The organism is Phyllobacterium sp. 22229 (assembly GCF_052056495.1).
GTDB lineage: Bacteria > Pseudomonadota > Alphaproteobacteria > Rhizobiales > Rhizobiaceae > Phyllobacterium > Phyllobacterium myrsinacearum.
On sequence record NZ_JBQEPA010000008.1, the window covers coordinates 161,449 to 174,716 of the forward strand.

The following is a 13,268-nucleotide window of genomic DNA, read 5'->3' on the forward strand; positions in this document are numbered from 1 at the left end:
TCGCAATCGCATTTTCTGCAGCATTCTCACTGCTGCTTCCTACCGTATTGTACGCTGCTGACTACAAAGTGGAAATGACAAACAAAGCACCAGACGGAACAGTAATGGCTTTTGAGCCACGGCTTCTCCGCGTCCAGCCCGGCGACACAGTCACTTTTATTTTGAAGGACAAGGGGCACAATAGCGTGTCGGTTAAAAATGCCATTCCCGACGGGGCGACTCCATGGAGCGGCAAGATTAATCAGGAAATTTCAATCAAGATTGAGGTGCCTGGCGTCTACGTTTACCAGTGCACTCCGCACCTTTCGATGGGCATGATTGGCGCGATCGTTGCTGGAGAACCGGTAAACTTGGCAGCCATTAAATCGGTGCCGTTCAACGGAAAGGCGAAAAAGGTCGCCACTGAAATTTTCGCCGCGATTGAAGCGGACAAATAACTGTTGTTTTAACAGGTCGAGGCATAAGCGATAGCATCGAATGCTGGGTCTTTCGCTCGCGCTTTAATAACCCGGGCTCAGTAAAGGACGGAGCCCGGGTTGAAATACTAAACAGCCAGCTTCAGAAAATGCCGAATTTCCCGGCCTACGCGAATCCCGCTCTCGATTGCACCATCTATATACTCGTGCCATCCGTCCGCAGTGGCTGAGCCAGCAAAGAATAGACGTCCCTCTGGTTTAGCCATGTCCTTATATTTAGAAAACCAACCCTTTCTCATCGCTGGGTAGCTCGTACGCGCGTATTCATCCTTCGCCCAATTGTAGGGCAGCGCTTCAAGAACCTCGACGTCACCATGGATTTTACGGATTTCGGTAGCAATCGCGTCGAAGTCTTCGAGATCGATCAGCGATTGCCGACCAATCGTGATTTTGAGGATCGTTCCGAGCTCGTCGTTATAAGCGTAAGTTTGCACAGCGTTAAACGGGTTAGGATCATCGCAGAAAGTGAATGTGTTACCAAGGTTTTGGCGCACGTGGACATAAAGTTCGGCACCGTCCGCCATCTCAGCATGCTCGATGAAGGCTAGCTTCTCGAATGGGAGTGGTGGGTCAAAACGAATATCCGTATAGACTTTGGTCGGTAGCGTCAGCACGCATGTAAGCGCGCGGAATGTCCTCTTATCTGCGAGTGTGACCGTCACACCGTTATCTGCCTGTGTAACGGCCTCCACTGGTACACCAAACTCACTATCTGCGCGGCAGTCATCGAAAATAGCCTGGCAAAGTGCGTTCGTGCCACCCTGGACATGGTACCGCTTCTCTGAGTCAGTGAACGTTACAGTGTCCCAAGAGGCAAGGGCATGGAACTTCACGAAACTCGGATAGCTTAGTTCGGTGGTCGGTGCGCCGCCGTAGAGCGTCAATTCCGCATTCATCGAAGCTAGCTGCAATTCATTTAAGCCGAGGGATTCAAGATGCTCACGAGCTGATACAGCATCAAGACGAGCAACCTCTTGGTTGTCCAGGGGCGAGTACGGCCGCGGGAATAGCTCTCTCGAGCGACCGCAAAACTTTTCAAAGGCAGTGATATATTCGGAATCGAAAGTTGCAGGCGGAACGTCGATTATCTGGCCGTCTGCGAGTACCATGTAGGCCTTGTCAAGGTCCGCTAAGGGTGCTTCTTTGAAACCAAAGCCGTAGCGCTGCATCTCAGCGAAGACGTGTGGTTGGCACCAGTGTACGCCCGCGCCGCCGATTTCGACGGGGCGACCAAGGAACTCAACCACATGCGTACGGCCACCAAGCCGCTGACGCGCTTCAATGATCAACACCGACTTGCCCTGCGCCTTAAGTTCTCGTGCTGCGACGAGACCCGAAAATCCGGCACCTACGACGATTGCATCATATATCTTCTCTACCACTTGTTTTCTCCTAGTTTGACTATGATGCAGTCAGGCTGCGTTGAGGATTTGTAGGCGTGTGAATTCCAGAAAGCCCTCGGGGCCGGCTTCGACGCCACTCCCCGACTCTTTGGCACCAGGAAAGGGGATATCCGCCGCGAGTGCCTGGTGCTGGTTGATCCACACGTTCCCGACTTCCAGTCTCATGGCTAGCGCGCGCGCGCGCGTAAGGTTGCTGCTCCAAATCGAGGCACCGAGGCCGAAGTGGCTCGCATTGGCGCGGCGGATGGCGTCGTCATCGTCCGTGAAAGAAATGAGCGGCACCACCGGTCCGAACTGCTCCTCGTCAACCAGCCGGGAGCCATCCGTAATGTCGCGAACGACCGTCGGCTCAATGAAGTATCCCGGCCGATTGTCCACGCGACCGCCGGCAATTACGGTACCGTCTCTTTCCGCGACGGCGAGATATTCCTTAACCTTCTCAAACTGGTCGACGTTCTGGAGAGGACCAATCTCGACACCCTCTTCAAGTCCGCAACCCAGTTTGAGGTTTCGGACGGCAGTGGCGTATTTCGTCGCAAAATCATCATAGATCGACTCCGCAACATATAGCCGCTTGGCCGCGACGCAGACCTGACCCGCGTTGAGAAACGCCGCCATGACCAATCGCGGAACCATCTGATCAATATCTATATCATCCAAGATGATAGCCGCATCATTTCCCCCGAGTTCTAGTGTCACTCTCTTTAGGGTGCCTGCCGCGCTAGCCATTACTTTCTTGCCTGTTGCTGTGGAACCGGTGAACGAGACCTTCGCGACATCCGCGTGGGCGGTGAGGAGGGCACCAAGATCGTTCCGGTCACAGATCACGTTGAAGACGCCAGCGGGAAAAATACCTTCCGCCAGTCGTCCCAGTTCAAGCGAGGTCAGCGGCGTCGTCGGCGCGGGTTTCAAAATGACGGTGTTGCCAGTGATGAGCGCTGCACCGAACTTGTTGCTGGCTAGCAGCATTGGGAAGTTCCATGGCGTCACGCACGCAACCACACCTAGCGGAACACGGTGGAGTTCATATTCGCCTCTTGCATGGTTGCGTATCTCGGGCGCTGACTCGTACGCCGCGAAATATCGGATGCCGCGAACCGTCGCACTGACCTCATACATCGCCTCCGCCAGGGGCTTACCTTGCTCGCGGGTAAGAAGCCGTGCGAAATCGTCGGCCTCTTGCTCCAACCTGTCGGCGAGGCGAAGTAAGCAGGCGCTGCGTGTCTCTAGAGGCGTTGCTGCCCAGGCAGGAAAGGCGTCCTTTGCCGCCCTGACGGCCTCCTCGAGTTGTGTGGCGCTGGCATATGGTGCCGCGGTGAATATTTCGGCAGTTGAGGGATCGATGACCGGCATTTCCCCCGCACCCGTCATCAGACGGCCACCAATCAGCATTTTATATTTCGTCATCCGTATATCCTCCTATTTAACTAATCGCGCGCGTTGTCTCACGGAAGCCGGCGCTGCTTCAGGGGCGTCCGATCGACGGTCGTTAGGCAATGGACCTGACGCGCTGTCGCCCAGGATTGCCAAGCATGTCATCTGGCGCTTCTGAGCTGGCAAACCCCGACGCTGCGTGACCGCACTAGGGTAATGTTGGCTGCGGCAAGAAGGCGACTGCGGTGGTCTCCACGTGAATTGCGGGGCTTATAAAGCCGACCACCTGCATGCCTACGACCGAGGGACCTTCCTCGCCATAAAAAGCCCGCCGATGCGGAAAGAGCTTTTCTGTGTATTCATTTCCGCTAACGTCATAATAGATAACTTCACTTACAACGTCGCGCGACGTGCCACCAAATTCCTTCAGAACTTCGTCGAGAATCTCATAGATCCGCTTCATCTGCGCACCCGGATTATCGGCGTGTAGTTCGTTGCCTTTGTTATCCGTAGCAGTCAACCCGCCGATGAATACGTAGTCGCCAGCCCTGACAGCCAGTGACATGCTATATCCCTTCTCCATCTCCGGTAGTTTATGGAAAAATTGCGGTTTCATCATCTCAACCTCCTCCTACATTTCAAGCTATAGCGCGTGCTTTTCAGTCGCTCCGCTGCTTCCATACCGCGAACGCTCACGGGCGACATCACCTCAGACAATCAACCCAATCTATGGTGCTTGTTCTTCGTCTGGTGCAAATAGGAAGACCGTGAAAGCGACTGGCACTTTGGTTCGGGGCACGTCCATCTCCCTCGATATCGTGTACGCGGCCCGACCATACGTTGCCCCAACCAATCCTTATCACGTTGCCGCTTGCTATAATTATTCAAACTTATATTAATGTGAAATGCGTGGCAAGCCTCATCAGACGCCTCTCAATTTCAGCACCCCGACAGCTGCGCTGCTGTCACCGGTCCAGGCTCAAACGGAGCGCTTTCCAATCATAGGCTTTCTATTATAATTCAATACTATAAGCCTATTAAAGGTGGCTCGAGCCCTCTGGCAACGTAGAACATGCTTCGCAAAATAACTGCCCCGGGCACTCTCGAGATACTTTTGACTTGTAATTCCCGTTTTGAATAATTAATGTGGTGAAACCTACTCGAAACAAGAGGTCCCGCAGATGAAGCGCTTTCGTATTGGTCAGATCGTTCCAAGCTCCAATATTACGATGGAAACGGAAATTCCGGCACTATTGCGGGCTCGCGAACTCGTCTCGCCAGAGCGCTTCACTTTTCATTCTTCCCGCATGCGCATGAAGCATGTGACTGCGGAGGAATTGAAGGCTATGGATCGAGACAGTGACCGCTGCGCCCTCGAGTTGTCGGACGCGCGCGTCGACGTCATGGGCTACGCTTGCCTGGTCGCCATCATGGCGATGGGGCATGGCTATCATCGCCAGTCGCAAGAGCGTCTTCACCAAGCGACGGTCGACAACGGCAATCCGGCGCCGGTGGTGACATCGGCCGGTGCGCTGGTCGAGGGCATCAAGGCAATAGGCGCGAAGAAAATTGCTCTCGTCGCGCCCTATATGAAGCCCCTCACCGAGCTCGTCGTGGACTATATCCGTAACGAGGGTATTGAGGTCAGTGTCTGGCGGGCACTGGAAATATCCGATAACCTCGCGGTAGCCGCGCACGATCCAATGAAGCTGCCCGGCATCGTCCGCGCGATGGACACCAGCGATGTCGATGCCATCGTGCTGTCCGCCTGCGTTCAGATGCCCTCGCTGGCGGCCGTACCCGAGGCGGAGGCAATCACCCGAAAGCCGGTCCTGACGGCGGCGATCGCCACCACATGGTCGCTATTGAAGGCGCTTAATCTTGATACGCGCGTTCCGGGGGGCGGCACGCTGCTCTCCGGCGCCTATTAAGGGGAGGGCGCCGCTATGGCTCGGGGATACAACGTTCACGCAAACGGCATTCGCCAGCACCTGCTTCACTATCCGGGGCAAGGTCCTCAGATGCTGCTCGTTCCCGGCATCACGTCGCCGGCCATCACATGGGGCTTCATTGCCGAGCGACTAGCGGCGAGGTTCGACGTCCATGTGCTCGACGTGCGCGGCCGCGGCCTGTCGCAGGGCGGGGCCCTCGACTTTTCGCTCGATGCCATGGCCGAGGATGCCGTTCAGGTCGCTGAAGCGGCCGGGCTCGACCGTCCGATCCTGCTCGGGCACTCGATGGGTGCACGAACCGGGATCCGTGCCGCGCGCAAGAGTCCGTCCGCCTTCTCGGGGCTGGTTCTGGTGGATCCACCCGTCAGCGGGCCGGGCCGACGCGGTTACCCGGCATCCTGGGCGTGGTACGAGGACTCCATCCTGCTCGCGCAGCGCGGCTGCTCGGCGGAGGAGATGAAACACTTCTGTCCGAGCTGGAGTGAAGAACAGCGCACCCTTCGCGCCGAGTGGCTGCACACCTGCCAGCTCGACGCGATCCGCACCGCCTTCGACGGGTTCCACACCGACGATATCCACGCCGACCTATCCGCGCTCGGCCTGCCGATGCGTCTTGTGGTGGCAGGCGGCGCGGAGGTTGTTAAGCCGACGGATGTCGAGGAGATCAGGCGCCTCGTACCGGAAATCGAGGTGCGTACGGTCGAGCGCGCGGGACACATGATCCCGTGGGACGACCTGGAAGGCTTTCTTGCCGCAGTCATGGACTTTGCAGCGTAGCTATAGAAAAAGGATTCCGACCAATGGACCACACGAGCTTCACCGAAATCTGCCTCCACCAACTGAAAATGTCCGGTGTGCGCAACGGCGAACGCCTTGTCGTGCTCACGCAGGGCAACGAACGGCTGGACTATGCCAATGCATTCCTCGCCGCGGGCCAGCGTCTGGGCGCTAACATGTACCATATGCGTCTGCCGGCGCCTTTGCCGACGGGCGGCTGGAACGTCGGCGTCACGGGTCTGGCCGCAATGCCAGATGCGGTTGAAGCTCTGAAGAATTGTGACATGCTGGTTGACTGCATCTTTCTTCTGTTCTCGCCAGAGCAGATGGCGATTCAGGCAGCGGGGACGCGTGTTCTGACGGCTGTCGAGCCACCAGAATTGCTTGCCCGCATGCTACCGTATCAGGAGCTGCGCGAAAAGGTCGAGATCGGGGGAGATATCCTTTCGAAGGCCAAAGTTATGCGGATCACTTCGCCACACGGTACTGACGTCACCTACAAACTTAACACCTATCCAACGGTCACGGAATACGCCTGCACCGACGAGCCGGGCCGATGGGATCATTGGCCGTCCGGCTTCGTCTTTACCGGCGGCGATGACGACGGCGTCGATGGCCAGATTGTCGTCGCGCCGGGCGATATCCTGCTGCCGCAGAATATTTATGTGCGTGAGCCGATCATCTACACGATCGAGAAGGGCTGGATCACCGACATTCGCGGGGGCCTCGATGCCGAGATCGTGAAGTCCTACATGGAGTCGTTTAACGATCCAAAGGGCATGGGCATGAGCCATGTTGGTTGGGGCATGAACCCAAATGCCAAATGGCACAATTTCGTGCCTGGTGCATTCCCGGGTGGCATGGGGATGGAGCCACGTTCGTTCTACGGCAATGTGATGTTCTCGACGGGCCCCAACAACGAGCTTGGCGGCTCGAACGACACCCATTGCCATCTCGACATTCCAATGCGGGGTTGCTCTCTGTTCCTTGACGATAAGGCGATCGTCATCGACGGCGACATCGTAGTGCCGGAAATGAAGATGGAACGACATTGATCGAAACCGGCCCCTTCGCTGAGCGGAGGGGCCGATCTACAGCAGGCGAGAGGGTACGAAAATGTCGCAGCAGGACGTCTATGACGCAGCCGGTTTTGGGCGCACGGTGCCGCGAGGCACAAGGCCCGCTATCGTCGTCGTCGACTTCACATATGGCTTCACGGATACGCAGTACACTACGGCGGCCGACATGACCGACGCTATTGCAGCCACCCGGCGGCTGACGGACTTTTCGCGCGCCGCTGGCTATCCTGTCATCTACACGACGATCGCCTATCACCCTAGCGAGATCGACAACATGGCCTGGCTAAAGAAGGCAGGAGGCATGGCTGCTCTTGTGGAGGGTACACGCCTAGTCGAGATCGACGCGGCGACCGGTATCCAGCCTCGCGATGCCGTGATCACGAAAAAGGGCGCGTCCGCTTTCTACGGCACAGGGTTAGCGGCGCTTCTTACCAGTGCGCGCGTGGACACCGTGATCGTGACCGGTGCCACGACCTCGGGCTGTGTGCGCGCTAGTGTGGTGGATGCAGTCCAGTCTGGTTTCAATGTGCTCGTGCCGCGCGACTGCTGCGCCGACAGGGCAGTCGCGCCGCACGAAGCCAATCTTTACGACATGCATCAGAAATATGCCGATGTCACTGACGCCGATGACATTCTCAAATGGCTTGAATCGACACGGGCGAAATAGAGCTGACGTTTAGGGAGGACTGAAAAGTGAGCTATTTCCCGAAGTGGCCGGTTGCCACAAGCGCGACAGTCCTGCCAGACGAGCGCCTGCCTTGGGGGGCAACGATACCAATGGGCGTCCAGCATCTTGTGGCGATGTCCGGGTCGACCATCCTCGGTCCTCTGCTCATGGGCTTCGATCCAAATCTCGCAGTGCTCTTTTCCGGCATCGGTACTCTAATTTTCTTCATTTGCACCGCGGGCCGGGTTCCGAGCTATCTAGGATCGTCCTTCTCGTTTATCGCCGTTGTCATCGCGGTCACCGGCTACCAAGGCTCGGGAGCGAACCCCGATATTGGGCCCGCACTCGGAGGCATCATTGCTGCGGGCGCTCTCTACGTGCTGATAGGCACTATCGTCTTGATGACAGGGACGCACTGGATTGAAAAACTCATGCCCCCGGCAGTCACCGGGGCCATCGGTGCCGCCATTGGCCTTAATCTCGCGCCGGTTGCCGTGCAGGGCAGCCAAGGCAGTGGCCCTCATGTTCTCGTCGCGATGATTACGCTTCTCGCAGTTGCGCTTCTCTCGACCTTCGGCCCAGTCGCTATCCGGCGCGTCTCGATCCTACTCGGTCTCGCTATCGGCTACATCGCTGTTCTTGTTCTCGGGAACGGATTTGGATTCCTGCCGCCAGTGGAATTTGCAAGCGTTGTCGAGGCACCATGGTTTGGCGTGCCGGTATTTCAGAGCCCATCGTTCGATATTTCGGCGATGGGACTGATTGCACCCGTAGCTTTAATCCTCGTTGCCGAGAACCTTGGTCACATTAAGGCCATAGGTGCCATGACCGGTCAGAACATGGATCGCTTCATCGGCCGGGGTTTCATCGGCGACGGGATTGCGACCATGGTATCGGGTGCGGGTGGCGGGACCGGCGTCACCACTTATGTGGAGAACATGGGGGTAATGGCGGTCACGCGGGTGTTCTCCACGCTGATCTTTATCGTCGCAGCTCTGGTGGCAATACTTCTGGGATTTTCGCCGAAATTCGGTGCGGTTCTCCGGACCATTCCTTCGCCCGTCCTCGGTGGACTTGCGGTCGCGGTTTTTGGACTGATCGCAGCAGCGATGGTGCGACTATGGGTCGATAATCGTGTCGACTTCTCCGAGCCGCGCAATCTGTTCACAGTGGGGATCACGCTCGTTTTTGGAGCAGGCAATTTCTCGTTGAGCTTTGGGAGCTTCGCCGTCGGCGGTATTGGTACTGCCACGCTTGCCGCGTTGATCGTCTATCAATTGCTGAGCTTCGGATCGCGAAAGCGCCCCACAGACACCATGGTATCCCCCAAAACTTTGGATGTTTCGAAAGATCGAGCTGTACACGTCTAGACAGAACGGGAATCACCGACACCGTGTTGCTCCCAACGCGACAAGTACTGAAAAATGTTACAGCAGGACGCCCCTGTGGCTCCGTACCGGCAGGAATTGCCGGTGTATTGGCGGCGATTGGACATTATGGATTGGCTTAAAATAACCGAGGTAGCGACTTATGGCGACGCTTGGTCGATATTAATTCAAACATTGAATAAAATATGTTTGCGTTACCGCAGCCGAGTGTATGATTGATTCATGAAATTGAACGTTCCTGAGAGAGCGATAATCACCGTGAACGGTGATCGAGGAACAGCGAAAACTGAGGGGAATATGATCGAAATCAAGGACGTAAGCAAAATCTATGGTGCCGGGCCAGGAGCGTATACGGCATTGGACGGTGTCTCGCTCACCATAAGCGAGAATGAATTCTTCACGCTTCTCGGACCGTCTGGTTGTGGAAAGACCACGCTACTTCGCATGATCGCAGGTTTTGAAACACCGTCGACCGGCGATCTCCGACTCGATGGCAAGAGCCTCTTGGAAAGCCCGCCTTACCTGCGCCCGGTGAACACTGTTTTCCAGTCTTATGCACTTTTTCCGCATATGACTTGTGAGCAGAACATTGCCTTCGGCCTTCGCATGCTGCGCAAATCCAAGGACGAACTTGAACGGACGGTTGCCGAGATGCTCGACCTGGTTCAGATGACCCGCATGGCAGGACGGCTGACTAGTCAACTTTCGGGCGGGCAACAGCAGCGCATAGCGCTCGCCCGCGCTCTTGCTCCCCATCCGAAGGTGCTGCTGCTGGACGAGCCTTTGTCCGCGCTTGACTTCAAGTTACGCAAGGAAATGCAGATCGAACTCAAACGCCTGCAAACTCAAACGGGCATCACCTTCGTTTTCGTTACCCATGACCAGGAAGAGGCGCTGACGATGTCGGACCGCATCGCGGTGATGAGCGCCGGTAAGGTGCGTCAAATCGGCCGCCCGCGAGAGATATACGATCAGCCGGCCGATCGCTTCGTCGCCGATTTTATCGGTGAAACTAATTTCCTTGCAGCTAATTTATCCGCCATTGAGGCAGAGGGAGCCTGTCTTGAATTCGCGTCGGGTGTTCGATTGCGTGCTCGAGCACCAAAGGCCGGCACGAGCGTCGGACCTGTTACGCTCGCCGTGCGGCCAGAACATGCCGAGATCGTCTCGCCAGGGGCTGGTCATCTCGAGGGCGAGTTAATTAACATTGTCTATTTCGGAACTGGCAGCGCTTATCATGTTCGCCTGCGCGAAGGTGCAGATTTTGTGGTTCGGACGCAGCATGCCGGCAGCCTGCCGGCAGATATCCAGGTGGGTGATCGTATCGGCATCCGGCTGCGTGATGGCGCGGCGCAGATCCTGGGAGATTGACAATGCAGCCGTCTTCCAAACGACCGACCATAACCAAAGCCCAAGCGTTTCTGCTGACGCCTGCGATGGTCATTCTGCTTCTCGCCGCGATCATCCCTCTCGCGCTAATTACTGTCTATTCCTTCCTGACGCCGGGAGAGTACGGTGGTATCAACTGGACGTTCTCTACTGAAAGTTGGGTCAACGTCGTCGCCAAACGCGATTTCTTCACCGATGAAGTCAGTTGGGCGACAGAACACCTCGTGGTATTTTGGCGATCAATAAAGTTGTCGTTCCTGACCGCGGTCCTCACGTTCCTGTTCGGGTTTCCCGCCGCGTATTTTATCGCTACGCGGCCGCCGCATCGGCGCGATTTCTGGTTGACGCTAGTCATGTTGCCATTCTGGACCAACATGCTGATCCGCACCTTCGCGATCATGCAACTGATACGCAACGAAGGCGTAATAAACACGCTGCTCGTTGATCTTCGGATAATCAGTACGCCAATTCAAATCCTCTATACCGAGACGGCCATTATGCTCGGCATGACTTATGTCTACCTGCCCCTTATGGTCCTTCCGATATACGCATCGATGGAGCGATTCGATTTCCGCCTCGTGGAAGCTGGGTACGATTTGTATGCCCGGCCATCGCAGATCATGCGCGAAATTATCTTGCCTATTGTCAAGCCCGGGGTTGTGGCCGGTTCCATCCTAGTTTTTGTTCCTTGCCTCGGCGATTACGTCATAACAACGGTGCTCGGCGGGGGTAAGCAACTATTGTTGGGTAATCTCATTGGAATGCAATTCAGCGCGCTACGCAACTGGCCGCTCGGCGCTGCACTTTCGTTGACGCTGTTAATCCTCGTGGGAATTGCGATGATATTCTTCGTCCGTGCGACGGAAAAGGAGGATGGGCTCCGTGGTTAAGAAGTTTGACGTCCGTCATATGCCCGGGATGAACATAATAGCGATGCTATGTTTCCTCGTGCTTTACATGCCCATCGTGCTTCTCGTCATTTATTCTTTCAACGCTGGCCAGGCGCTTTCTGTCTGGGAGGGTTTTTCTTTCCGCTGGTATGCCTCGGCATGGCAAAATGGCGGAGTGCAGGAGGCAGCAACTCGCTCGTTGGCGCTCGCGGCCATCGCGGCGACAATCGCGACTACAAGCGGCGTTCTCTTCGCCTTGGCGACGACGCGGGGGCGCCAATGGAAAGGGCAAGGACTTGCACTTACTGTAGTCAACCAGCCGCTCATGGTCCCAGAAATTGTTACCGCAGTTGGTTTGCTGAGCTTCTTTTCCCTGCTAAAAGTAGCCACTGGCTATACCGGCATGATCTATCTCGTTGTCGCACATTCCGCTTTCTGTATCCCTTTCGCATATATGCCGGTTCGTGCGCGGCTCAAGGGCATGGACCTCAGCTTGGAGCAGGCCGGTGCTGATCTTTATGCGCGTCCGGTTGAAGTGTTTCGATACATAACGCTACCACAGCTTTGGCCGGGCCTACTATCCGGGTGGATGCTCGCGTTTGTCATTTCGCTCGACAACGTTGTCATCACAGAATTCGTGAAATCCGCCGGACAAGAAACCCTACCCACCTATATGCTGGGGCAACTTCGCCGGAAGGTGACGCCTGAAATCAATGCAATCTCCACGGCACTGCTACTTGTGTCCGCGTTGTTCGTCGTTGCGACCCATTTGATTGGTCGCAACCGAAAGTGAGGAAAACTAAAACCAAAAAAAGGGAACAGTTATGAAACGTGTTATAGTCTCCATCGCCGCCGGCCTCGTGCTCCTTACATCGCTTCCGGCTTCCGCAAAAGGTGTCTTGAATATCTACAGCTGGGGAGACCTGTGGAGCCCCGACATGGTAAAGAAATTCGAGGACCAATACGACGTTAAGGTCACGATTTCCGAGTACGACAGTAGCGATACTGCACTCGCAAAGCTGCAGGCGGGGGGCAACGATTTCGACATGATCGTCGCAGCGTCGACGTACATCCCAATTTTCGTGCGTGAGGGCTTGTTGCTGAAGTCCAAGCCCAACAAGCTCGAGAATTTCCACAACGTCAATAAGCGCTGGGTTGATGTCAGTTTCGATCCTGGCCGCGAGTATAGTATCCCTTGGGAGTGGGCAACGGTCGGCGTTAGCGTGAACACTTCCATTTATAAGGGCGACATCAACACGGCGGCCATAATATTCGACCCGCCTCCGGAGCTGCAGGGCAAGATCAACATCATTCCCGAGATGATGGACGTCATGGGCTTGGCAATCCACTATCTTGGAGGAGACAAGATTTGTACGGATGATAAAGCACTGTTGCGAAAAGTCCGCGACAAGCTGCTTGAAGCGAAAAAACATTGGATCTCCATGGATTACAACACAATCGATCCGATGGTAAAGGGTGACTTTGCTGCTACAAGTGACTGGGGTGGTCCAGCCTTCATTAAACGGCAACGCAACCCTGACATTGCCTATGGCTACCCGCAAACCGGCTACGGTCTAGCTATGGACAACCTTGCCATTCTGTCGGATGCGAAAAATCTCGACAACGCCAAGCTGTTTATGAACTTCATGATGGATCCGCAAAACGCCGCCATGCTTTCAAACTATATCAAGTACCCCAACGGCATCGACGGCTCAGAGCAGTATATGGATAAGGAGTTAACCACATCACCTGAGTTTGTTGTACCCGAAAAATTGACTGGTCATTCATATTGGAATGAGACCTGTTCGCCAGAAATTCAGCAAATCTATGGCAGGATTTGGACAGAGTTAAAAATGTAAGCGTGCAGAGCCGA

The 13,268-nt window shown here is 55.7% G+C and carries 13 protein-coding genes; 10 read left to right on the forward strand and 3 right to left on the reverse strand.

Annotated elements, in window-relative coordinates; all coding sequences use genetic code 11:
* Positions 1-5 precede the first annotated feature (5 nt).
* On the forward strand, positions 6-437 hold the full coding sequence (locus tag ACTJJ7_RS11975) for a pseudoazurin (protein ID WP_353574558.1): 432 nt from the start codon (positions 6-8) through the stop codon (positions 435-437).
* A gap of 107 nt (positions 438-544) precedes the next feature.
* On the opposite strand, the gene ACTJJ7_RS11980 is transcribed toward ACTJJ7_RS11975, so the two are convergent.
* From ACTJJ7_RS11980 to ACTJJ7_RS11990, 3 genes are all read right to left on the reverse strand, one after another.
* Complete coding sequence (locus tag ACTJJ7_RS11980) at positions 545-1,858, reverse strand: flavin monoamine oxidase family protein (RefSeq protein WP_353574474.1); 1,314 nt, start codon at positions 1,856-1,858, stop codon at positions 545-547.
* Positions 1,859-1,888: 30 nt separating this feature from the next.
* Positions 1,889-3,286 carry an aldehyde dehydrogenase family protein gene (locus tag ACTJJ7_RS11985; RefSeq protein ID WP_353574473.1) on the reverse strand — a complete coding sequence of 466 codons (1,398 nt, stop codon included), beginning with the start codon at positions 3,284-3,286 and terminating at the stop codon, positions 1,889-1,891.
* A 175-nt stretch (positions 3,287-3,461) separates the two neighbouring features.
* On the reverse strand, positions 3,462-3,872 hold the full coding sequence (locus ACTJJ7_RS11990) for a Rid family hydrolase (protein ID WP_353574472.1): 411 nt from the start codon (positions 3,870-3,872) through the stop codon (positions 3,462-3,464).
* Between the two features lie 610 nt (positions 3,873-4,482).
* Here ACTJJ7_RS11990 and ACTJJ7_RS11995 point away from each other — a divergent pair.
* The 9 genes from ACTJJ7_RS11995 to ACTJJ7_RS12035 all read left to right on the forward strand — a co-directional run bounded on the left by ACTJJ7_RS11995 (position 4,483) and on the right by ACTJJ7_RS12035 (position 13,254).
* Positions 4,483-5,184, forward strand: a complete 702-nt coding sequence (locus tag ACTJJ7_RS11995; RefSeq protein WP_353574557.1) for a maleate cis-trans isomerase family protein — start codon at positions 4,483-4,485, stop codon at positions 5,182-5,184.
* 15 nt (positions 5,185-5,199) lie between these two features.
* Positions 5,200-5,982, forward strand: a complete 783-nt coding sequence (locus ACTJJ7_RS12000) for an alpha/beta fold hydrolase (RefSeq protein WP_353574471.1) — start codon at positions 5,200-5,202, stop codon at positions 5,980-5,982.
* 23 nt (positions 5,983-6,005) lie between these two features.
* Positions 6,006-7,037: a leucyl aminopeptidase gene (locus ACTJJ7_RS12005; RefSeq protein WP_353574470.1), complete on the forward strand. Its 1,032-nt coding sequence runs from the start codon at positions 6,006-6,008 to the stop codon at positions 7,035-7,037.
* 61 nt (positions 7,038-7,098) lie between these two features.
* Complete coding sequence (locus ACTJJ7_RS12010) at positions 7,099-7,728, forward strand: isochorismatase family protein (protein WP_353574469.1); 630 nt, start codon at positions 7,099-7,101, stop codon at positions 7,726-7,728.
* Between the two features lie 26 nt (positions 7,729-7,754).
* Complete coding sequence (locus ACTJJ7_RS12015; protein ID WP_353574468.1) at positions 7,755-9,098, forward strand: solute carrier family 23 protein; 1,344 nt, start codon at positions 7,755-7,757, stop codon at positions 9,096-9,098.
* 315 nt (positions 9,099-9,413) lie between these two features.
* Positions 9,414-10,487, forward strand: a complete 1,074-nt coding sequence (locus ACTJJ7_RS12020; protein ID WP_353574467.1) for an ABC transporter ATP-binding protein — start codon at positions 9,414-9,416, stop codon at positions 10,485-10,487.
* 2 nt (positions 10,488-10,489) lie between these two features.
* The gene (locus ACTJJ7_RS12025; protein ID WP_353574466.1) at positions 10,490-11,395 is read left to right on the forward strand and encodes an ABC transporter permease; all 906 of its coding nucleotides are present in this window, start codon (positions 10,490-10,492) and stop codon (positions 11,393-11,395) included.
* On the forward strand, positions 11,388-12,188 hold the full coding sequence (locus ACTJJ7_RS12030) for an ABC transporter permease (RefSeq protein ID WP_440967187.1): 801 nt from the start codon (positions 11,388-11,390) through the stop codon (positions 12,186-12,188). Before ACTJJ7_RS12025 ends, ACTJJ7_RS12030 begins: the two co-directional genes overlap by 8 nt.
* 31 nt (positions 12,189-12,219) lie before the next feature.
* On the forward strand, positions 12,220-13,254 hold the full coding sequence (locus ACTJJ7_RS12035; RefSeq protein ID WP_353574464.1) for an extracellular solute-binding protein: 1,035 nt from the start codon (positions 12,220-12,222) through the stop codon (positions 13,252-13,254).
* Positions 13,255-13,268 lie beyond the last annotated feature (14 nt).

What these genes read in the sequence shown, in the direction of transcription:
- ACTJJ7_RS11985 (WP_353574473.1), bottom strand. Translation starts at nt 3,286, where the DNA reads ATGACGAAATATAAAATGCTGATTGGTGGCCGTCTGATGACGGGTGCG.
- ACTJJ7_RS11990 (WP_353574472.1), bottom strand. Translation starts at nt 3,872, where the DNA reads ATGATGAAACCGCAATTTTTCCATAAACTACCGGAGATGGAGAAGGGA.
- ACTJJ7_RS11995 (WP_353574557.1), top strand. Translation starts at nt 4,483, where the DNA reads ATGGAAACGGAAATTCCGGCACTATTGCGGGCTCGCGAACTCGTCTCG.
- ACTJJ7_RS12000 (WP_353574471.1), top strand. Translation starts at nt 5,200, where the DNA reads ATGGCTCGGGGATACAACGTTCACGCAAACGGCATTCGCCAGCACCTG.
- ACTJJ7_RS12005 (WP_353574470.1), top strand. Translation starts at nt 6,006, where the DNA reads ATGGACCACACGAGCTTCACCGAAATCTGCCTCCACCAACTGAAAATG.
- ACTJJ7_RS12010 (WP_353574469.1), top strand. Translation starts at nt 7,099, where the DNA reads ATGTCGCAGCAGGACGTCTATGACGCAGCCGGTTTTGGGCGCACGGTG.
- ACTJJ7_RS12020 (WP_353574467.1), top strand. Translation starts at nt 9,414, where the DNA reads ATGATCGAAATCAAGGACGTAAGCAAAATCTATGGTGCCGGGCCAGGA.
- ACTJJ7_RS12025 (WP_353574466.1), top strand. Translation starts at nt 10,490, where the DNA reads ATGCAGCCGTCTTCCAAACGACCGACCATAACCAAAGCCCAAGCGTTT.
- ACTJJ7_RS12035 (WP_353574464.1), top strand. Translation starts at nt 12,220, where the DNA reads ATGAAACGTGTTATAGTCTCCATCGCCGCCGGCCTCGTGCTCCTTACA.